General features: G+C 55.9%; 18 protein-coding genes and 2 tRNA genes. 17 read left to right on the forward strand and 3 right to left on the reverse strand.

The genetic code is table 11. The features are described 5' to 3' along the window. Positions 1 to 162: 162 nt before the first annotated feature. Positions 163 to 639, forward strand: coding sequence for a transcription elongation factor GreA (gene greA, locus C2E15_RS02700; RefSeq protein ID WP_038628763.1), 477 nt, complete (start codon positions 163 to 165; stop codon positions 637 to 639). Positions 640 to 760: 121 nt separating this feature from the next. On the opposite strand, the gene yhbY is transcribed toward greA, so the two are convergent. After that, the gene (gene yhbY / locus C2E15_RS02705) at positions 761 to 1054 is read right to left on the reverse strand and encodes a ribosome assembly RNA-binding protein YhbY (protein WP_104956020.1); all 294 of its coding nucleotides are present in this window, start codon (positions 1052 to 1054) and stop codon (positions 761 to 763) included. Between the two features lie 125 nt (positions 1055 to 1179). Here yhbY and rlmE point away from each other — a divergent pair, with 125 nt between their 5' ends. The 16 genes from rlmE (at position 1180) to C2E15_RS02790 (ending at position 19225) form a co-directional block, all read left to right on the forward strand. Further along, positions 1180 to 1809: a 23S rRNA (uridine(2552)-2'-O)-methyltransferase RlmE gene (gene rlmE, locus C2E15_RS02715; RefSeq protein ID WP_038628759.1), complete on the forward strand. Its 630-nt coding sequence runs from the start codon at positions 1180 to 1182 to the stop codon at positions 1807 to 1809. A gap of 55 nt (positions 1810 to 1864) precedes the next feature. Further along, entirely contained in the window at positions 1865 to 3799 is a 1935-nt protein-coding gene (ftsH, locus tag C2E15_RS02720; RefSeq protein ID WP_104956022.1) for an ATP-dependent zinc metalloprotease FtsH, read from the forward strand. 83 nt (positions 3800 to 3882) lie between these two features. After that, positions 3883 to 4716 (forward strand): dihydropteroate synthase, encoded by an 834-nt coding sequence (folP, locus tag C2E15_RS02725; protein WP_104956023.1) that lies wholly within the window; start codon positions 3883 to 3885, stop codon positions 4714 to 4716. Positions 4717 to 4720: 4 nt separating this feature from the next. Continuing rightward, entirely contained in the window at positions 4721 to 6055 is a 1335-nt protein-coding gene (gene glmM, locus C2E15_RS02730; RefSeq protein WP_104956024.1) for a phosphoglucosamine mutase, read from the forward strand. A 327-nt stretch (positions 6056 to 6382) separates the two neighbouring features. Beyond that, positions 6383 to 6715: a preprotein translocase subunit SecG gene (gene secG, locus C2E15_RS02735; protein WP_104956025.1), complete on the forward strand. Its 333-nt coding sequence runs from the start codon at positions 6383 to 6385 to the stop codon at positions 6713 to 6715. A gap of 61 nt (positions 6716 to 6776) precedes the next feature. Then, positions 6777 to 6863 (forward strand) — tRNA-Leu (locus C2E15_RS02740). Positions 6864 to 6922: 59 nt separating this feature from the next. Then, positions 6923 to 6999 (forward strand) — tRNA-Met (locus tag C2E15_RS02745). A 209-nt stretch (positions 7000 to 7208) separates the two neighbouring features. Further along, positions 7209 to 7661: a ribosome maturation factor RimP gene (gene rimP / locus C2E15_RS02750; protein ID WP_146108522.1), complete on the forward strand. Its 453-nt coding sequence runs from the start codon at positions 7209 to 7211 to the stop codon at positions 7659 to 7661. 24 nt (positions 7662 to 7685) lie between these two features. Beyond that, on the forward strand, positions 7686 to 9173 hold the full coding sequence (gene nusA / locus C2E15_RS02755) for a transcription termination factor NusA (protein ID WP_104956027.1): 1488 nt from the start codon (positions 7686 to 7688) through the stop codon (positions 9171 to 9173). 17 nt (positions 9174 to 9190) lie between these two features. Next, positions 9191 to 11881 (forward strand): translation initiation factor IF-2, encoded by a 2691-nt coding sequence (gene infB / locus C2E15_RS02760; protein WP_104956028.1) that lies wholly within the window; start codon positions 9191 to 9193, stop codon positions 11879 to 11881. A 99-nt stretch (positions 11882 to 11980) separates the two neighbouring features. Continuing rightward, a complete protein-coding gene (gene rbfA / locus C2E15_RS02765) occupies positions 11981 to 12385 on the forward strand; it encodes a 30S ribosome-binding factor RbfA (RefSeq protein WP_104956029.1) in 405 nt (134 codons plus the stop codon). Beyond that, positions 12385 to 13329 carry a tRNA pseudouridine(55) synthase TruB gene (truB, locus tag C2E15_RS02770; protein WP_104956030.1) on the forward strand — a complete coding sequence of 315 codons (945 nt, stop codon included), beginning with the start codon at positions 12385 to 12387 and terminating at the stop codon, positions 13327 to 13329. Before rbfA ends, truB begins: the two co-directional genes overlap by 1 nt. Before the next feature lie 106 nt (positions 13330 to 13435). Beyond that, on the forward strand, positions 13436 to 13705 hold the full coding sequence (gene rpsO / locus C2E15_RS02775) for a 30S ribosomal protein S15 (protein ID WP_085068276.1): 270 nt from the start codon (positions 13436 to 13438) through the stop codon (positions 13703 to 13705). Between the two features lie 285 nt (positions 13706 to 13990). Next, complete coding sequence (gene pnp, locus C2E15_RS02780) at positions 13991 to 16120, forward strand: polyribonucleotide nucleotidyltransferase (protein ID WP_104956031.1); 2130 nt, start codon at positions 13991 to 13993, stop codon at positions 16118 to 16120. 126 nt (positions 16121 to 16246) lie between these two features. Then, entirely contained in the window at positions 16247 to 17131 is an 885-nt protein-coding gene (gene nlpI, locus C2E15_RS02785; RefSeq protein ID WP_104956032.1) for a lipoprotein NlpI, read from the forward strand. A gap of 180 nt (positions 17132 to 17311) precedes the next feature. Further along, complete coding sequence (locus tag C2E15_RS02790; RefSeq protein ID WP_104956033.1) at positions 17312 to 19225, forward strand: DEAD/DEAH family ATP-dependent RNA helicase; 1914 nt, start codon at positions 17312 to 17314, stop codon at positions 19223 to 19225. Between the two features lie 74 nt (positions 19226 to 19299). Here the strand turns inward: C2E15_RS02790 and C2E15_RS02795 are convergent, their stop codons facing one another. Next, a complete protein-coding gene (locus C2E15_RS02795; protein WP_104956034.1) occupies positions 19300 to 20313 on the reverse strand; it encodes a luciferase-like monooxygenase in 1014 nt (337 codons plus the stop codon). 201 nt (positions 20314 to 20514) lie between these two features. Continuing rightward, on the reverse strand, positions 20515 to 21393 hold the full coding sequence (locus C2E15_RS02800) for a U32 family peptidase (protein ID WP_104956035.1): 879 nt from the start codon (positions 21391 to 21393) through the stop codon (positions 20515 to 20517). Positions 21394 to 21401 lie beyond the last annotated feature (8 nt).

Here is a 21401-nt window from a genome sequence, read left to right on the forward strand (position 1 = left end):
AAAATACGTATCAAAATGCAAACCCGAATCCTGACCTGGAGCCTGCTCCGGGTCAGGTTTCTTTTGTTTGCGAATCAGCCGGTAGCGTTGCATAACGCGTCAGGCCGACGACCACTGGTCAGGACGACAACAAGCAAACAGGACCGATGACGAGGTATTAAAATGAATCAGATTCCGATGACGTTAAGGGGCGCAGAGAAGCTGCGTGAAGAACTCGAAGAGCTGAAGACCGTCAGACGCCCCCGTATTATTGCCTCTATTGCGGAAGCGCGTGAGCATGGCGATCTGAAAGAGAATGCCGAGTATCATGCCGCACGCGAAGAACAGGGCTTTTGTGAAGGGCGTATTCAGGAGATCGAAGCCAAGCTCTCTAATGCGCAGGTGATCGACGTAACGAAAATGCCGAACAATGGCCGCGTGATTTTCGGCGCGACAGTTTCCGTGCTGAATCTTGATACTGACGAAGAGTCGACCTGGCGTATCGTTGGCGACGATGAAGCTGACTATAAGCAGAATCTAATTTCCGTGAACTCGCCGATGGCACGCGGTCTGATCGGTAAAGAGGCCGACGACGTGGTGGTGATCAAAACCCCGGGTGGTGACGTCGAGTATGAGATTCTGAAAGTAGAATATCTTTAATCTCTGCTACGCTGCTTTAAGCGTCGCAGGATTGTAAAGAAAGGAAAAAGGCCGCATCGCGGCCTTTTATCCAGTGCAGGAGCATGGCAATTTCTTCCGGCTGATTCATCAGCGTACGCGATTAGCGCGGCAGGGAGATTTTGCGTTCTTCTGTCGGGCGGTACAGCACCAGCGTCTTGCCGATAACCTGCACGTTACAGGCTCCCGTTTCGCGAACAATGGCTTCCACCACCAGGTTTTTCGTTTCCCGATCTTCGGTAGCGATCTTCACCTTAATCAGTTCGTGATGCGTAAGCGCCTGGTCAATCTCGGCCAGCACGCCCTCAGTGAGGCCGTGGTTGCCCAGCATGACGACAGGTTTCAGAGGGTGCGCCAGACCTTTCAGGTGCTGTTTTTGTTTGGTACTCAGATTCATCGTATATTTTTACTTACATTGGGATTGAAAACGGTACATTCTACCGCCATCTCTGGTATATCACCAAACGCGACAGCCGTCTGTTTGGTTATTTATCGCTACGATGAAGAATAGTTGGAAAAAGTATGACAGGTAAAAAGCGTTCGGCCAGTTCCAGCCGCTGGCTTCAGGAACACTTTAGCGATAAATATGTGCAACAGGCACAGAAAAAAGGGTTGCGTTCACGCGCCTGGTTTAAACTTGATGAAATACAGCAGGGCGATAAGCTGTTTAAGCCCGGTATGACGGTGGTCGACCTTGGCGCCGCGCCTGGCGGTTGGTCACAATATGTCGCCACCCAAATCGGTTCGAAAGGGCGTATTATCGCCTGTGACATTCTGCCTATGGATCCTATCGTCGGTGTCGATTTCCTTCAGGGCGATTTTCGTGAAGAATCGGTGGTAAAGGCGCTGCTTGAACGCGTCGGCGAAGAGAAAGTGCAGGTGGTCATGTCCGATATGGCACCCAACATGAGCGGCACCCCCGCTGTAGATATTCCCCGATCGATGTATCTGGTTGAGCTGGCGCTGGAAATGTGTCGCGATATTCTGGCACCCGGAGGCAGCTTTGTAGTGAAAGTATTTCAGGGAGATGGCTTCGATGAATACCTGCGGGAAATTCGCTCCCTGTTTACGAAAGTGAAAATTCGTAAGCCGGACGCTTCGCGTTCACGTTCACGCGAAGTGTACATTGTAGCGACAGGGCGCAAACTATAGTACCCTACGCTGTCTGTTAACACAGTTGTAATATGAGGTTAATCCCTTGAGTGACATGGCGAAAAACCTGATTCTCTGGTTAGTCATCGCGGTCGTGCTGATGTCTGTCTTCCAGAGCTTTGGGCCCAGCGAGTCGAATGGCCGTAGGGTTGATTATTCAACCTTCCTGTCGGAAGTGAACCAGGATCAGGTCCGCGAGGCACGTATTAACGGGCGTGAAATCAACGTTACCAAAAAAGACAGTAATCGATACACGACCTACATTCCCGTCAACGATCCCAAGTTGCTCGATAACCTGTTGACCAAAAATGTAAAAGTGGTCGGCGAACCGCCGGAAGAACCGAGCCTGCTGGCTTCTATCTTCATCTCCTGGTTCCCGATGCTGCTGCTGATTGGCGTCTGGATCTTCTTTATGCGTCAAATGCAGGGCGGCGGCGGCAAAGGCGCGATGTCCTTTGGCAAAAGCAAAGCCCGCATGCTGACGGAAGATCAGATTAAAACTACCTTCGCCGACGTTGCAGGCTGCGACGAAGCGAAAGAGGAAGTCGGCGAGCTGGTGGAATACCTGCGTGAGCCGAGCCGCTTCCAGAAGCTGGGCGGTAAAATTCCGAAAGGCGTTCTGATGGTGGGCCCGCCGGGTACCGGTAAAACGCTGCTGGCGAAAGCGATCGCCGGCGAAGCCAAGGTGCCGTTCTTTACCATTTCCGGTTCTGACTTCGTGGAAATGTTCGTCGGTGTCGGCGCGTCCCGCGTGCGCGACATGTTCGAACAGGCGAAAAAAGCGGCTCCCTGCATCATCTTTATCGATGAAATTGACGCCGTTGGCCGTCAGCGTGGCGCCGGCTTAGGCGGCGGTCACGATGAGCGTGAGCAGACTCTGAACCAGATGCTGGTTGAGATGGATGGTTTCGAAGGCAATGAAGGCATCATCGTTATTGCCGCGACCAACCGTCCCGACGTGCTTGACCCGGCGCTGCTGCGTCCAGGCCGTTTCGACCGTCAGGTTGTGGTTGGTCTGCCGGATGTGCGCGGCCGTGAGCAAATTCTGAAAGTACATATGCGTCGCGTTCCGCTGGCCACCGATATCGACGCGGCAATCATCGCGCGCGGTACGCCGGGCTTCTCCGGTGCTGACCTGGCTAACCTGGTCAACGAAGCGGCGCTGTTTGCCGCCCGTGGCAACAAACGCGTGGTCTCGATGGTTGAGTTCGAAAAAGCGAAAGACAAAATTATGATGGGTGCGGAACGTCGCTCCATGGTAATGACGGAAGCGCAGAAAGAATCGACTGCCTATCACGAAGCGGGCCACGCCATTATCGGCCGCCTGGTGCCGGAACACGATCCGGTGCATAAAGTGACAATCATTCCGCGCGGCCGTGCGCTGGGTGTGACCTTCTTCCTGCCGGAAGGCGATGCGATCAGCGCCAGCCGTCAGAAGCTGGAAAGCCAGATCTCCACGCTGTACGGTGGCCGCCTGGCGGAAGAGATTATTTACGGTTCGGAGCATGTCTCTACCGGCGCCTCAAACGACATCAAAGTTGCTACCAATCTGGCGCGCAACATGGTGACGCAGTGGGGCTTCTCAGAGAAGCTGGGGCCGTTGCTGTATGCGGAAGAAGAGGGTGAAGTGTTCCTCGGCCGTTCAGTGGCGAAAGCCAAGCATATGTCTGACGAAACGGCTCGCCTGATCGATCAGGAAGTGAAGCAGCTGATTGATACCAATTATCAGCGCGCTCGCCGCATCCTGAACGAGAACATGGATATCCTGCACGCGATGAAAGATGCGTTGATGAAGTATGAAACCATCGACGCGCCGCAAATCGACGACCTGATGGCGCGCCGCGAAGTGCGTCCGCCGGCAGGGTGGGAAGATCCTGGCGCCGGTTCCGGCAATTCGGACAATAACGGTTCGCCGAAGGCGCCGCGTCCGGTTGACGAACCGCGTACGCCAAACCCAGGCAACACCATGTCCGAGCAGTTTCATAAATAACTGTTAAAGACATCTGAAAACCCCGGCTGGTCCGGGGTTTTTTACATCCAAAATATGACTAAACGCAGAAAGGAAAAGCCAAGATGAAGCTGTACGCCCGGGATTCCCACCTGGATTTGTCACATCCCCATGTCATGGGCATTCTTAACGTCACACCTGACTCTTTTTCCGACGGCGGCCAGCATAACACCTTGGTCACGGCGCTGACCCACGCGAATGAGATGGTTAACGCTGGCGCCACTATTATCGATATCGGCGGCGAATCTACCCGTCCTGGCGCGGCGGAAGTGACGACTGACCAGGAGCTGGAGCGTGTGATCCCGGTCATCGAGGCGATTGCGCAGCGTTTTGAGGTGTGGATTTCAGTGGATACCTCTAAACCTGAAGTTATCAGGGAGTCCGCGCGAGTAGGCGCTCACATCATCAATGATATTCGCTCCCTGCAGCTGCCCGGCGCGCTTGAGGCGGCCGCGGAAACCGGTCTGCCGGTCTGCCTGATGCACATGCAGGGCGATCCGGGCACCATGCAGATGGCCCCACACTATGACAATCTGCTGCAAGAGATCGATGCTTTCTTCGTCCAGCACATTGCCCGTTGCGAAGCGGCGGGAATTAAAAAATCGCAGCTGCTACTCGACCCGGGCTTCGGATTCGGTAAGAATCTCAGCCACAACTATCAACTGTTGGCGCATCTGGCCGACTTTCATCATTTTGGTCTGCCGTTGCTGGTCGGTATGTCGCGTAAATCGATGATTGGGCAACTGCTGAACGTTGGGCCTGCTCAACGTCTTACCGGCAGCCTGGCTTGCGCGGTGATCGCGGCGATGCAGGGCGCGCAAATTATCCGCGTACACGATGTAAAAGAGACCGTAGAGGCGATGCGCGTCGTCGAAGCGACACGTTCAGCGAAGGAATAAACGCATGAGTAATCGTAAATATTTTGGCACCGACGGCATTCGCGGCAAAGTCGGCGATATGCCTATCACGCCTGACTTCGTACTTAAACTCGGCTGGGCGGCGGGTAAGGTACTGGCGCGTCACGGCTCTAAAAAAATCATTATCGGCAAGGATACGCGCATCTCTGGCTATATGCTGGAATCAGCGCTGGAAGCGGGTCTGGCTGCTGCCGGGCTTTCCGCTTCCTTTACCGGCCCGATGCCGACGCCGGCGGTCGCCTATCTGACGCGTACCTTCCGCGCGGAAGCCGGGATTGTTATCTCTGCCTCGCACAACCCGTTTGAAGATAACGGCATTAAATTCTTCTCCGCCGAAGGCACCAAGCTGCCGGACGAAGTGGAAGAGGCGATTGAGCTGGAGATGGAAAAACCGTTGACCTGCGTAGAGTCAGCGGAGTTGGGCCGCGCCAGCCGCATCGTTGATGCCGCCGGCCGCTATATTGAATTCTGCAAAGGCACTTTCCCCAGCGAGCTGAACCTTAACGGCCTGAAAATTGTCGTCGACTGCGCCAACGGCGCGACCTATCACATTGCGCCGAACGTCATGCGCGAGCTGGGCGCGAAAGTGATCTCCATCGGCGTGCAGCCGGACGGCATGAATATCAACAAAGAGTGCGGCGCCACTGACGTACGCGCTTTACAGCAGCGCGTGCTGGAAGAGAAGGCGGATGTCGGCCTGGCTTTCGACGGGGACGGCGACCGCGTAATGATGGTCGACCACCTCGGCAACAAAGTCGACGGCGACCAGATCCTTTATCTCATCGCGCGAGAAGGTCTGCGCCAGGGACAGCTGCGCGGCGGCGTCGTTGGTACGCTGATGAGCAATATGGGACTGGAGCTGGCGTTAAAACAGCTGGGCATTCCGTTTGCGCGCGCGAAAGTCGGCGACCGCTACGTGCTGGAAAAACTGCAGGAGAAGGGCTGGCGCCTGGGGGCGGAAAACTCCGGCCACGTTATTCTGCTGGACAAAACCACCACCGGCGACGGCATCGTGGCAGGTTTGCAAGTACTTACCGCTATGGCGCGCAATCACATGACGTTGCATGATCTCTGCAGCGGCATGAAGCTGCTGCCGCAGATTCTGGTGAACGTCCGCTTCAGCGGCGATACCGATCCGCTGGAAAATGCAGAAGTGAAAGCCGTAACCGCCGAAGTGGAAAAAGCGCTGGCGGGACGTGGGCGCGTACTGCTGCGTAAATCAGGCACTGAGCCGCTGATCCGCGTAATGGTGGAAGGCGAAGATGAAGCGCAGGTTAGCGCGCTGGCGCATCGTATTGCTGATGCGGTAAAAGCGGTATAGCTTTCGTCTGATCGCCTGAGGCCTTTATTGATGCGCGCCGCGCAGTGACGTTTACACGCGGCGCGCATGATAAATTTTCTGAATGGTGTTACGAGATGGGGCGACAAAATAGTGGTCGCTCACTAACGGAACCAGTTGTTTCGGCATAAAAAAACAGCGCTCTGACGTTTTTTTCTGCGATCGGCACGTGCGTTTGAAAATGCGCTTGCAGATGCCGACACCTTTGGTTAGTATTCACACCCGCTTCTGATGGGAGATGACAAGCATCCCCCGTTATTGGTTTGAAGCTTTTGATGTGCGGTGACCGCGCAAGGAAACAGGTTGATTATGTACGAAGCTCTGTTAGTCGTTTTTCTGTTAGTGGCAATTGGCCTTGTCGGTCTGATCATGCTGCAGCAGGGTAAAGGCGCTGATATGGGAGCCTCTTTTGGTGCAGGCGCTTCCGCGACGCTGTTTGGATCTGCTGGTTCTGGCAATTTCATGACCCGTATGACCGCAGTGCTGGCGACCCTGTTCTTCATTATCAGCTTGATTCTGGGTAACCTGAACACCAACAAGACAGCCAAAGGTAGCGAGTGGGAAAATCTGACTCAGCCGGCACAGTCTCAGCAGACTGCTCCAGCTAAACCGGCAGCGCCGGGCAGTGATATCCCGCAGTAAGCAGTAAGCAGTAAGTTTCAAGCTTTCGACGTGACTCAGGATAGGGTCGCAGTCTTAAAGTGCCGAGGTGGTGGAATTGGTAGACACGCTACCTTGAGGTGGTAGTGCCCGATTGGGCTTACGGGTTCAAGTCCCGTCCTCGGTACCAAATCTCAGTTTTACTTGCATTTTGTGCATGTTCGGCGTAATATTCGCCACGTTTTCGGACGCGGGGTGGAGCAGCCTGGTAGCTCGTCGGGCTCATAACCCGAAGGTCGTCGGTTCAAATCCGGCCCCCGCAACCACTTTCCCTTAGAGTTATTTTTCAAATATACTGTATGCATCTCCGGACGCATCTTCAGCTAATTTTGAAAAAAATTCTTTGGATGGTGTGCCGAGCCGCAGCTGCGGCATACAGGGTCCAGTCGCATTAAGCCCCGAATTTTCGGGGTTTTTTGTTATCAGGAATCGCAACACTGGGCTATATGCCCTTTTTTATGTCTTGGGGGTGGGCTTGTCCACATTAGAGCAGAAATTAACAGAGATGATTTCAGCACCGGTAGAAGCGCTTGGCTACGAACTGGTCGGTATCGAGTTCATTCGTGGTCGCACATCGACGTTGCGCATCTATATTGATAGTGAAGATGGCATCAATGTTGACGATTGTGCTGATGTCAGCCACCAGGTAAGCGCAGTCATGGATGTGGAAGATCCCATCACGGTCGCTTACAACCTTGAAGTTTCCTCGCCGGGTGTTGATCGCCCACTGTTTACCGCCGAGCATTATGAACGATTCGCAGGTGAGGAAGTGAGCCTGGTCCTGCGTATGGGCGTCCAGAACCGCCGCAAATGGCAGGGCATCATTAAAGCTGTCGAAGGTGAAATGATTACGCTGACCGTCGAGGGTAAAGATGAAGTGTTCGCGCTGAGCAATATTCAGAAAGCGAACCTGGTCCCCCACTTTTAAAAGTCCGGATTGAGGCTAACCAGGATGAATAAAGAAATCTTAGCTGTTGTAGAAGCCGTTTCTAATGAGAAAGCCCTGCCGCGCGAGAAAATCTTCGAGGCGCTGGAGAGCGCACTGGCCACTGCAACCAAGAAAAAATATGAGCAGGAAATCGACGTACGCGTCAGCATCGATCGCCGAAGCGGCGATTTCGATACGTTCCGTCGCTGGCAGATTGTCGAAGAAGTCACGCAGCCAACGCGCGAAATCACGCTCGAAGCGGCCCGCTACGAAGATGAAACCGTTAATCTCGGCGATTTTGTCGAAGATCAGATTGAATCCGTAAAATTCGACCGCATCACTACCCAGACCGCTAAACAGGTTATCGTGCAGAAAGTGCGTGAGGCCGAACGCGCGATGGTTGTCGATCAGTTCCGCGAGCAGGAAGGCGAGATCATCACCGGCGTGGTGAAAAAAGTTAACCGCGACAATATCACGCTTGACCTCGGCAACAATGCCGAAGCTGTCATCCTGCGTGAAGATATGTTGCCGCGCGAAAACTTCCGCCCAGGCGACCGTATCCGCGGCGTGCTGTATGCTGTACGTCCTGAAGCGCGCGGCGCTCAGCTGTTCGTTAGCCGTTCCAAACCGGAAATGCTGATCGAACTGTTCCGCATTGAAGTGCCGGAAATCGGCGAAGAAGTTATTGAGATCAAAGCCGCGGCCCGCGATCCGGGTTCACGCGCTAAAATTGCAGTGAAAACCAACGATAAGCGTATCGATCCAGTCGGCGCCTGCGTAGGCATGCGTGGCGCGCGCGTTCAGGCCGTTTCCAGCGAGCTGGGCGGTGAACGCATCGATATCGTACTGTGGGACGACAACCCGGCGCAGTTCGTGATTAACGCCATGGCGCCTGCCGATGTCGCCTCAATTGTGGTGGATGAAGATAATCACACCATGGATATCGCCGTAGAAGCCGGTAATCTGGCTCAGGCGATTGGCCGTAACGGCCAAAACGTACGTCTGGCTTCACAACTGAGCGGTTGGGAGCTGAACGTGATGACGGTCGATGATCTGCAGGCGAAACACCAGGCGGAAGCGCACGCCGCTATCGGTGTCTTCACCAAACACCTGGACATCGATGAAGAGTTCGCCACCGTGCTGGTCGAAGAAGGCTTCTCCTCCCTGGAAGAGTTGGCGTATGTGCCGATGAACGAGTTGCTGGAAATTGATGGCCTGGACGAAGAGACCGTAGAAGCACTGCGCGAACGTGCGAAAAATGCGTTGACCACCCTGGCGCTGGAGAAGGCTGAGAGCCTTGGCAACCGCGAACCTGCGGACGATCTGCTGAACCTTGACGGTGTGGATCGCGCTCTGGCCAATAAACTGGCGGCAAGAGGTGTTTGCACGCTGGAAGATCTGGCTGAGCAGGGTGTCGACGATCTGACAGATATCGAAGGCCTTGATGATGAGAAGGCCGGCGCTCTAATTATGGCGGCGCGTAATATCTGCTGGTTCGGCGATGACGCGTAATAACAGGAAGGAACAGCATGACAGATGTAACCGTAAAATCGCTGGCCGCAGAGATACAGACTTCGGTGGAACGCCTGGTACAGCAGTTCGCTGACGCAGGGATCCGTAAGTCTGAAAATGACTCTGTGACCCAGCAAGAAAAAGAAACCTTACTGACGCACCTGAATCGCGATAATGGCAGCCCGTCAGGCAAATTAACGCTGCAGCGTAAAACGCGCAGCACCTTGAATATTCCTGGCACCGGGGGTAAAAGTAAGTCGGTGCAAATCGAAGTCCGCAAAAAGCGCACCTATGTAAAAGAGGATGCTGAGGCTGAAAAAGCTAAGGCTGAAGCAGAAGCGCAGGCGCAGCGTGAAGCGGAAGAACAGGCTCGTCGTGAGGCGGAAGAGAAAGCCAGGCGCGAAGCAGCGGAAAAAGCGAAGCGTGAAGCCGAAGAGCAAGCCAAACGCGAGGCCGCGGAAAAGGCTAAGCGCGAAGCAGCGGAAAATGAGAAAGTGAGCAACCAACAAACCGACGATATGACCCGGGCCGGCCAGTCTGAAAAAGCCCGTCGCGAAGCTGAAGCCGCAGAGCTGAAGCGTAAAGCGGAAGAAGAAGCCCGCCGTAAGCTGGAAGAAGACGCGCGCCGCGTAGCGGAAGAAGCGCGTAAGCTTGCCGAGCAGAAAGCAGGCGACTGGGAAGAGAAGCCGACTGAAGAAGATGATGCTGACTACCACGTCACCACTTCTCAGCATGCCCGCCAGGCTGAAGATGAAAACGACCGTGAAGTTGAAGGCGGCCGTAGCCGCACTCGCACGGCGAAACCACCGCGTGCGCGTAGCAAAGGCAACAAGCATTCGGAAGCGAAAACCGATCGTGAAGAAGCCCGTGCGGCCATTCGCGGTGGCAAAGGCGGCAAGCATCGTAAAGGCAGCGCGCTGCAGCAGGGCTTCAACAAGCCGGCGCAGGCGGTTAACCGTGACGTCATCATTGGCGAAACCATTACCGTTGCGGAGCTGGCGAACAAGATGGCGGTTAAAGGCTCTCAGGTCATCAAAGCGATGATGAAGCTGGGCGCAATGGCCACCATCAACCAGGTTATCGATCAGGAAACTGCTCAGCTGGTCGCGGAAGAGATGGGACACAAAGTGATCCTGCGCCGCGAGAACGAGCTGGAAGAAGCGGTAATGAGCGATCGTGATACCGGTGCAGCCCATGAATCCCGTGCGCCAGTCGTGACCATTATGGGCCACGTTGACCACGGTAAAACCTCTCTGCTGGATTATATCCGCTCCACCAAAATCGCCTCTGGCGAAGCGGGCGGCATTACCCAGCACATCGGTGCCTATCACGTTGAAACCGATAACGGCATGATCACCTTCCTCGACACCCCGGGCCACGCCGCGTTTACCGCCATGCGTGCGCGCGGTGCGCAGGCGACAGATATCGTGGTGCTGGTTGTCGCGGCGGACGATGGCGTGATGCCGCAGACCGTCGAAGCGGTTCAGCATGCGAAAGCGGCTGGCGTACCGGTTGTGGTTGCGGTGAACAAAACCGATAAGCCAGAAGCGGATCCGGATCGCGTGAAAAACGAACTCACTCAGTACGGTATCATTCCGGAAGAGTGGGGCGGCGAGAACATGTTCGTTAACGTCTCTGCGAAAGCGGGCACCGGTATCGACGATCTGCTGAATGCGATTCTGCTGCAGGCGGAAGTCCTGGAGCTGTCTGCGGTGCGCGCCGGTATGGCGAGCGGCGTGGTGATTGAATCCTTCCTGGATAAAGGTCGTGGTCCGGTTGCGACCGTGCTGGTGCGTGAAGGCACGCTGCACAAAGGCGATATCGTACTGTGCGGCTTTGAATATGGCCGTGTGCGTGCGATGCGCGACGAAATGGGCCATGAAGTGACCGAAGCGGGTCCGTCAATTCCGGTTGAGATTCTGGGCCTTTCCGGCGTGCCGGCGGCTGGTGACGAAGCGACAGTTGTCCGTGACGAGAAAAAAGCGCGTGAAGTGGCGCTGTATCGTCAGGGCAAGTTCCGCGAAGTCAAACTGGCACGTCAGCAGAAATCGAAGCTGGAAAACATGTTCGCCAACATGAACGAAGGCGACGTGTCCGAGCTGAACATCGTGCTGAAAGCAGACGTACAGGGTTCAGTCGAAGCGATTGCCGACTCTCTGCTGAAGCTCTCTACCGACGAAGTGAAAGTGAAGATTGTCGGTTCCGGCGTCGGTGGTATCACCGAAACGGACGCGACGCTGGCTGCGGCATCCAATGCTATCATCCTGGGCTTTAACGTTCGTGCCGATGCCTCTGCGCGTCGCGTTATCGAAGCGGAAAGCCTGGACCTGCGCTACTACTCGGTCATCTATAATCTGATCGATGAAGTGAAGGCGGCGATGAGCGGTATGCTGGCGCCGGAATACAAACAGCAGATCATCGGCCTGGCCGAAGTGCGCGACGTATTCCGTTCGCCGAAGTTCGGTGCAATCGCTGGTTGTATGGTTACCGAAGGCGTAGTGAAACGTCACAACCCGATTCGCGTTCTGCGCGATAACGTGGTGATCTATGAAGGCGAGCTGGAATCCCTGCGTCGCTTCAAAGATGATGTCAACGAAGTGCGTAATGGCATGGAGTGTGGTATCGGCGTGAAGAACTACAACGACGTTCGCACCGGCGATATGATCGAAGTCTTCGAAGTGATCGAAATCCAGCGTACCATCGAATAACGATCGCATCGCAAGTGGCATTTGGGAAGCCTGGCGCTTCCCCTAACTGAGCCCCGCCCTGTCATGGTCGGGGCTCAGCCATTATCAGGAGAAAAAATTATGGCGAAAGAATTTGGTCGCCCGCAGCGCGTCGCACAGGAACTGCAAAAAGAGATCGCAATGATCATCCAGCGGGAAATTAAAGACCCGCGTGTGGGGATGATGGTGACCGTCTCTGGCGTGGAAGTTTCGCGCGATCTGGCCTATGCCAAAGTGTTTGTCACCTTTTTAAACGACGAAGATGCGGATTCCATTAAGTCCGGCATAAAAGCGCTGCAGGACGCATCAGGCTATATTCGTATGCTGCTCGGCAAAGCGATGCGTCTGCGCATCGTGCCTGAACTGACCTTCTTCTACGATAACTCGCTGGTCGAAGGGATGCGCATGTCCAACCTGGTGACTAACGTGGTAAAAAACGACGCTGAGCGTCGCGGACCAGCGGAAGAAGACGACAAGGAGGAGTAATGAGCCGTCCTCGTCGTCGCGGCCGCGATATCCATGGCGTGCTGCTATTGGATAAGCCGCAGGGATTGTCCTCCAATGACGCTTTGCAAAAAGTGAAGCGTATCTTCCGCGCTAACCGCGCGGGCCATACCGGCGCGCTGGATCCGCTGGCGACCGGCATGCTGCCCATCTGTCTGGGGGAAGCGACCAAATTCTCTCAGTATCTGCTGGATGCCGATAAGCGCTACCGCGTGATCGCCCGTCTTGGTGAACGTACCGATACTTCGGACGCGGATGGCCAGATCATCAGCGAGCGGCCTGTCGCCTTCGATCAGGCGCAGCTGGATGCCGCCCTGGAAAGCTTCCGCGGCGAAACGCAGCAGGTGCCTTCGATGTATTCGGCGCTGAAATACCAGGGCCGTCCGCTGTATGAATATGCGCGCCAGGGCGTTGACGTGCCGCGCGAAGCACGCGCGATCACCGTTTACGAGCTGCAGTTTATTCGCTGGCAGGGGAACGAGCTCGAGCTGGAAATTCACTGCTCTAAAGGCACCTATATTCGCACCATCATTGATGATCTTGGCGAGAAGCTGGGGTGCGGCGCACACGTTATTATGCTGCGTCGCGTGCAGGTTGCCCGCTATCCCATCGAAAAGATGGTCACGCTTGAGCAGCTCAACGCGCTGCAGGGCGAGCCGGGCGAGTTGAGCCCGGAAGCGCAGGCGCAGCTTGATGCTTTGCTGATGCCAATGGATAGCCCGGCGTCGGCTTATCCGGAAGTGAACCTGAGCGAAGCGGCCGCAGGCTACTTTAAACAGGGGCAGCCGGTACAGGCCGCCAGCACACCACGCGACGGCCTGGTGCGCGTCACGGAAGGGGAAGCGCGTAAGTTTATCGGCATGGCGGAAATCGCCGAAGATGGCCGGGTGGCGCCGCGCCGTTTAGTCGTAGAATATTCTGCCTGAGTCATTTGCACTCATCTCAGCCTGAGAGTAGAATAATGCGGCTTTACATGGGGTCGCTGAATTAGAGATTGGCACCCTGACATTCATCATTTAACTGGAGTTCATTATGTCTCTAAGTACCGAAGCTAAAGCAGAGATCGTTGCTAAATACGGTCGTGGCACTAACGACAGCGGCTCAACCGAAGTTCAGGTTGCTCTGCTGACTGCTCAGATTAACCACCTGCAGGGTCACTTCTCTGAGCATAAAAAAGACCACCACAGCCGCCGCGGTCTGCTGCGCATGGTTTCCCAGCGTCGTAAGCTGCTGGATTACCTGAAGCGTAAAGACGTTGCACGCTACACCAGCCTGATCGAAAGCCTGGGCCTGCGTCGCTAAGTCTCAACCTGCTGTTTTATGGCGCTCGCGCAGCAGAACAGCATGGTGCAAGTTTCGTAAAAAAGGGGGCCTCCGGGCCCCTTTTTTCAAGCAACCGGCAGCAATCCATAGCAAACTATTGTATTGTTGCAGTATGTGATCTTCACTTGCAGAGGTTCGCGCGGCTAATGAGAAACTTTACCCATGAGGGCGTAAGGATTGTCATTAGTCGCGAGGATGCAATGAAGGTTGAAAACCCACAGCAGGCCGTCTGGTTGGGCCTGCTTTGACGTAAAGGAAGTTATTTTGCTGAATCCGATTGTACGTAAATTCCAGTACGGTCAGCATACCGTGACGCTTGAGACCGGTATGATGGCGCGTCAGGCTACCGCGGCCGTTATGGTCAGCATGGATGATACTGCTGTATTTGTAACCGTTGTTGGTCAGAAAAAAGCGAAAGCCGGTCAGGACTTTTTCCCGCTGACCGTTAACTATCAGGAGCGTACCTACGCTGCCGGCCGTATCCCGGGAAGTTTCTTCCGTCGTGAAGGCCGTCCGAGCGAAGGCGAAACCCTGATCGCGCGTCTGATTGACCGCCCGGTTCGTCCGCTGTTCCCGGAAGGCTTCGTTAACGAAGTACAGGTTATTGCAACCGTCGTTTCCGTTAACCCGCAGGTTAACCCGGATATCGTGGCGATGATCGGCGCCTCTGCCGCGCTGAGCCTGTCCGGCATGCCGTTCAACGGCCCGATCGGTGCTGCGCGCGTAGGTTATATCAACGACCAGTATGTGCTGAACCCGACTTCCGATGAGATCAAACAGTCTCGTCTGGATCTGGTGGTCGCCGGTACCCAGGGCGCGGTGCTGATGGTGGAATCCGAAGCGGATATCCTGAGCGAAGAGCAGATGCTGGGCGCTGTGGTATTCGGCCACGAGCAGCAGCAGGTTGTGATCGAAAACATCAACGCGCTGGTCGCCGAAGCGGGCAAACCGCGTTGGGACTGGCAGCCTGAAGCAGTGAACGAAGCGCTGAACGCGCGTATCGCCGCGCTGGCCGAATCTCGCCTGAGCGACGCTTACCGCATCACTGAAAAACAGCAGCGCTATGCGCAGGTCGATCTGATCAAATCTGAAACCGTCGCGGCCCTGCTGGCGGAAGACGAATCGCTGGACGAAGGCGAGATCAGCGATATCCTGCACGCTATCGAGAAAAATGTCGTACGTAGCCGCGTTCTGAACGGCGAGCCGCGTATCGATGGCCGTGAGAAAGATATGATCCGCGGTCTGGACGTACGTACCGGCGTACTGCCGCGTACCCACGGCTCCGCGCTGTTCACCCGTGGCGAAACGCAGGCGCTGGTCGCTGCGACGCTGGGTACCGCACGTGATGCGCAGAACCTTGATGAACTGATGGGCGAGCGTACTGACAACTTCCTGTTCCACTATAACTTCCCTCCGTACTCCGTAGGCGAAACCGGTATGGTGGGTTCACCGAAGCGTCGTGAAATCGGTCACGGTCGTCTGGCGAAGCGCGGCGTTCTGGCCGTGATGCCGAAGCTCGACGAATTCCCGTACACCGTGCGTGTGGTTTCTGAAATCACGGAATCTAACGGTTCTTCTTCCATGGCTTCCGTCTGTGGCGCATCTCTGGCGCTGATGGATGCAGGCGTGCCGATCAAAGCGGCCGTAGCCGGCATCGCGATGGGTCTGGTGAAAGAAGGCGAGCGCTATGTCGTGCTGTCTGACATCCTGGGCGACGAAGATCACCTTGGCGACATGGACTTTAAAGTTGCCGGTAGCCGCGATGGTATCACTGCGCTGCAGATGGATATCAAAATCGAAGGCATCACCCGCGAAATCATGCAGGCGGCGCTGAATCAGGCTAAAGGTGCGCGTCTGCATATCCTGGGCGTGATGGAGCAGGCTATCAGCACCCCGCGTGGCGATATCTCTGAGTTCGCGCCGCGTATTCACACCATTAAGATCAATCCGGACAAAATTAAGGACGTGATTGGTAAAGGCGGTTCCGTGATCCGCGCGCTGACCGAAGAGACCGGCACCACCATCGAAATCGAAGATGACGGCACCGTGAAAATCGCAGCGACTGACGGCGACAAAGCGAAGCATGCTATTCGTCGTATCGAAGAGATCACCGCTGAGATCGAAGTGGGCCGCATCTACAATGGTAAAGTGACCCGTATCGTCGACTTCGGTGCCTTCGTGGCCATCGGCGGCGGTAAAGAAGGGCTGGTGCATATTTCTCAGATCGCTGATAAGCGCGTTGAGAAAGTGACCGACTACCTGCAGATGGGTCAGGAAGTGCCGGTTAAGGTGCTGGAAGTTGACCGTCAGGGCCGCGTACGTCTGAGCATCAAAGAAGCATCAGAACAGCAGCCGCAGGCCGAAACGGCAGCCGCTAACCCTGAAGCTGAGTAAACGCGCGTTCGACATTGAGCCCTCCTCGCAGAGAGGAGGGCTGTTTGGTTGCGAGGGCGGGAATCCTTGTGCATGGCAGGCGGATGACAGGATGTGCATCCCAATGTTGGTATTCGGGAGTGGGAAATGAAGCCTTTTTTGCGCTGGTGTTTCGTTGCGACAGCTATCACGCTGGCAGGATGCAGCAACTCAAATTGGCGTAAGAGCGATGTGCTGGCGGTTCCGCTACAGCCAACTCTGCAACAGGAAGTGATCCTGGCGCGCATGGAACAAATTCTTGCCAGTCGCGCACTGACCGATGATGAGCGTGCACAGCTATTATATGAACGCGGAGTGTTGTATGATAGCTTAGGTCTGAGGGCATTAGCGCGGAACGATTTTTCGCAAGCGCTGTCTATAAGACCAGATATGCCTGAAGTATTTAACTATTTAGGTATATACTTAACGCAGGCGGGCAACTTTGATGCCGCCTATGAAGCGTTCGATTCTGTACTTGAGCTTGATCCAACTTACAATTATGCGCATTTAAACCGTGGTATCGCCCTCTATTACGGCGGTCGATACAAGTTAGCGCAAGATGATCTGCTGGCGTTTTATCAAGACGATCCTAACGATCCGTTCCGCAGTCTGTGGCTTTATCTCGATGAACAGGAGATAGACGCTAAACAGGCCAGGGTGACGCTGAAACAGCGTTACGAGAAGGCGAATCGCGATCAATGGGGATGGAATATTGTCGAGTTCTACCTGGGCGACATCAGTGAAAAAACGCTGATGGAACGTCTCAAGGCGGACGCAACGGATAACACCTCGCTCGCTGAACATCTCAGTGAAACCAACTTCTATTTAGGTAAGTACTACCTAAGTCTGGGGGAGAAGGACAGCGCGGAAGCGTTGTTCAAACTGGCGGTTGCTAACAACGTACATAACTTCGTTGAGCACCGATACGCATTGTTGGAACTGGCGCTACTCGGCCAGACACAAGACGATTTAACAGAATCTGACCAGCAATAGCTGACGAACACCTGAGTCCATTTTTTTCGAAAAAATGTCATCACCTTTCGGGGTGACGGCTTTTTTGTTCGTCAAAACATCTAATTTGAGCCGGTTCACATTTTTCAATGAAAATGATTGCATATTTTCAGGATGAGTTATGTAGACTGGCCGCCGTAATCTAAGAGGCACTTGTACTACATGACTGATATCCAAACCACTTTCTCCGATCTGGGTCTTAACGAATCTATCCTCACCGCTCTGAACGACATGGGCTATGAGAAGCCGTCGCCGATCCAGGCCGCCTGTATCCCACATCTGCTGGAAGGCCGTGATGTGCTGGGTATGGCACAAACCGGTAGTGGCAAAACCGCAGCGTTCTCCCTGCCGCTGCTGAACAATATCGACAGCGAATTGAAAGCGCCGCAGATTCTGGTGCTGGCGCCGACGCGTGAGCTGGCGGTGCAGGTTGCAGAAGCCTGTAACGATTTTTCTAAACATATGCGCGGCGTGAACGTGCTGGCCCTGTACGGCGGCCAGCGTTACGACGTGCAGCTGCGTGCGCTGCGCCAGGGACCGCAAATCGTGGTCGGTACGCCGGGTCGTCTGCTTGACCACCTGAAGCGCGGCACGCTGGATCTCTCTAACCTGCGCGGTCTGGTGCTGGACGAAGCGGATGAAATGCTGCGTATGGGCTTTATCGAAGACGTAGAAACCATCATGGCGCAGATCCCGGAAGGTCATCAGACCGCTCTGTTCTCTGCCACCATGCCGGAAGCGATCCGTCGCATTACGCGCCGCTTTATGAAAGATCCGCAGGAAGTGCGTATCCAGAGCAGCATCACGACGCGTCCTGACATCAGCCAGAGCTACTGGACTGTGTGGGGCCGTAAGACCGATGCGCTGGTACGTTTCCTGGAAGCGGAAGATTTTGATGCGGCGATCATCTTCGTACGTACCAAAAACGCAACGCTGGAAGTGGCTGAAGCGCTGGAGCGCAGCGGTTACAACAGCGCCGCGCTGAACGGCGACATGAACCAGGCGCTGCGTGAGCAGACCCTGGAGCGCCTGAAAGATGGCCGTCTGGATATTCTGATCGCGACTGACGTTGCGGCGCGTGGTCTTGACGTGGATCGTATTAGCCTGGTGGTTAACTACGACATCCCGATGGACTCAGAATCCTACGTTCACCGTATCGGTCGTACCGGCCGTGCCGGCCGTGCCGGTCGCGCGCTGCTGTTCGTGGAAAACCGCGAACGTCGTCTGCTGCGCAACATCGAACGCACCATGAAGCTGACCATTCCGGAAGTTGAGCTGCCGAACGCAGAACTGCTGAGCGCTCGTCGTCTGGAGAAGTTTGCCGCTAAAGTACAGCAGCAGCTGGAAAGCAGCGATCTGGAGCAATACCGCGCGCTGCTGAGCCAGATGTCGCCGGAAAGCGATCTGGATATGGAAACGCTGGCGGCCGCGCTGCTGAAAATGGCGCAGGGCGAACGCCCGCTGATTCTGCCGCCGGATGCGCCGCGTCCTCAGCGTCGTGAATTCCGTGAGCGTGATGACCGTCGTGACGATCGTCGCGGCAGCCGTGAAGTGCGTGGCGAAAGCCGTGAAGGCGGCGAACGTCCGCGTCGCGAGCGTCGTGACGTTGGCGACATGGAGCTGTACCGTATCGAAGTGGGCCGTGATGATGGCGTTGAAGTGCGTCATATCGTGGGCGCTATCGCTAACGAAGGCGATATCAGCAGCCGTTACATCGGTAACATCAAGCTGTTTGGCACCCACTCAACGATCGAACTGCCGAAGGGTATGCCGGGCGAAATCCTGCAGCACTTCACCCGCACGCGTATTCTCAACAAACCGATGAATATGCAGCTGCTGGGCGATGCGCAACCGCGTGAGCGTGGCGAACGTACCGAGCGCAGCGGCGAGCGTCGCAGCAGCGGTCGCGGCAGCTTTGGCGGCGAGCGTCGTGAAGGCGGCGGTCGTCGTTTCAGCGAGCGTCGTGAAGGCGGCCGCAGCGGCAGCTTCAACCGCGAAGGCGGCAACAGCCGTGGTCCGCGTCGTGAAGAAGGCGCAGGCGCGGGCGCCGGCGTGGTTCGTCGTCGCGAATACTAATCGCTAAGCGTAAAATAAAAAACCAGCCGTAAGGCTGGTTTTTTTATGTCTGTTGTTCAGGGAATGCGCCGCTGTCAAAGCGCCTGCGCAGCCTGCATCGCCAGTTCGAACGAGCGCAGACGCGCCTGGTGATCGAAAATCTGGCCGTTAACCATAATCTCATCCGCCTGCGTTTCGCGTATCAGCGCCGCCAGCCCATGCTGAACTTTGGTGCTGTCGCCTACGATCGACATGCTCAACGCCTGCTGCACGCCATACTGTTCGGAAGGCGACCAGAGGTTATCCATATTTTCCACCGGCTTCGGCAGCGGGCCCGGCTTGCCGCGGCGCAGGTTGATAAACTGCTGCTGCATCGAGGTAAACAGGAAGCGCGCCTCTTTTTCGCTGTCGGCGGCGACGATATTGACGCAGACCATGGCATACGGCTTATCGAGACGTTCAGAGGGCTGGAAATTCTCGCGGTACATATGCAGCGCCTGGAACAGCAGGTCGGGTGCGAAGTGGGAGGCAAAGGCGAACGGCAGGCCCATCTTCGCCGCCAGCTGCGCGCTATAAAGGCTGGAGCCCAGCAGCCAGACCGGTATCTGCAGCCCCAGGCCCGGCACCGGCTGCACCGGCAGCTGTGCCTCTTTATCGGCGTCGAACCATGCAATCAGCGTTTCGACATCTTCCGGGAAGCTGTCGATCATACCGGCGTTGCTGTGGTGACGGCGCAACGCCATCATGGTGCGCTGATCGGATCCCGGCGCGCGTCCCAGCCCAAGGTCGATACGGCCCGGATAGAGCGATTCCAGCGTGCCGAACTGTTCGGCAATCACTAACGGCGCGTGGTTAGGCAGCATAATACCGCCGGAGCCGAGACGCAGCGTCGTGGTGTTCGCCGCCAGATAGCCGATCAGCACCGAAGTCGCGGCGCTGGCGATGCCGGTCATATTATGGTGTTCCGCCAGCCAGTAGCGATTGAAACCCAGTTTTTCCGCCTGCCGGGCCAGCGAAAGCGAGGCGTGAAACGCGTCACGCGCTGAGGCACCCTGCGGAATAGGGGCCAGATCGAGGACGGACAGGGGGACGTTTTTTTTCTCAGACATATCTGCTCACTTTGTTGGCTGTAGTGCGGACGTGGCAGCTGCCCGTCGGCGTTACAGAAAAACATGCATTTACTTTACCGTATTGCAGTTTTAGCAGAGTAGCCAGAATATGCCCTGAGAGCAAAGGCGCTGATGCGGAGAAGGGCCAGTCTAAGATAAGAAAAAACGGCGGCCCGCCACGCAAGCCGCCGCGCCGCGCCGTCAGGGCTGAAGCGCCATACCGGCCAGCTTGCGCCAGTAGCCGTTGCAGTCGTTGCGCTGCGCCATCATCAACGGTGCCTGGCCCTGTTCATTGGCGCGGAAGCGCTCGATCAACGCCAGCGTCTGTTTGTTTTCCGGCGACAGGCGCACCACATCCACCAGCCCGTGCATGCTGGTCAGATCATTGCCGAGGTTATAGCAGTAGCCGCTCATGGTCTGGATGCCGTTCAGCACGAACACCTGCTGATTTTCCTGCGACAGCACGCGACGGCCCTGCGGATAATTTATGCAGCAGGTCTCGCACTCATCCTTAGGTTTATTCTCCGAGCGGGCGGTAAAGCAGCGCGCCGACAGCGCCAGCGGCAAATGGCCGTACGCCAGCACCTCGGTTTCGAACTTACCGTGGATGCCTAACGCCTCGCACTGCTGCTGAATGCCGAGCAGCCAGTCGCGCGACAGCTCGACCGGCATGCACCAGCGCGTCATGCCGAGCCGGAGCAGCATGTGCAGCGTCACAGCGTTATAGCAATTAAGCGCGTGACCCACGACGAACGGCAGCTTCTGCTCCGCCGCCATATTGACCGTGCCAAAATCATTGGCCTCAATCAGAAACTCGCCGTTGTCGACGTAGCGCTTAATTTCCTGCAGTTCCGAAGCGGACTGCACCAGCGCCAGGGTGCTGAACACCACCTGCTTGCCGCTGTCCGCCAGCATACGGGCAAATTCCAGCCATTGGGGAAAGCGGGTCGCGCGGCGCTTGCTGCATACCGATTCGCCCAGATAAACGATCTCGGCGCTGCTCTCTGCGGCGGCCTGATAGAAATCAGCCAGCGTTTCCGTCGGCCAGTACCACAGCACCGGCCCTAACGAGTATTTCATTACCTTTC

Source organism: Mixta gaviniae, from assembly GCF_002953195.1.
In the GTDB taxonomy this organism is placed as follows: Bacteria; Pseudomonadota; Gammaproteobacteria; order Enterobacterales; family Enterobacteriaceae; genus Mixta; species Mixta gaviniae.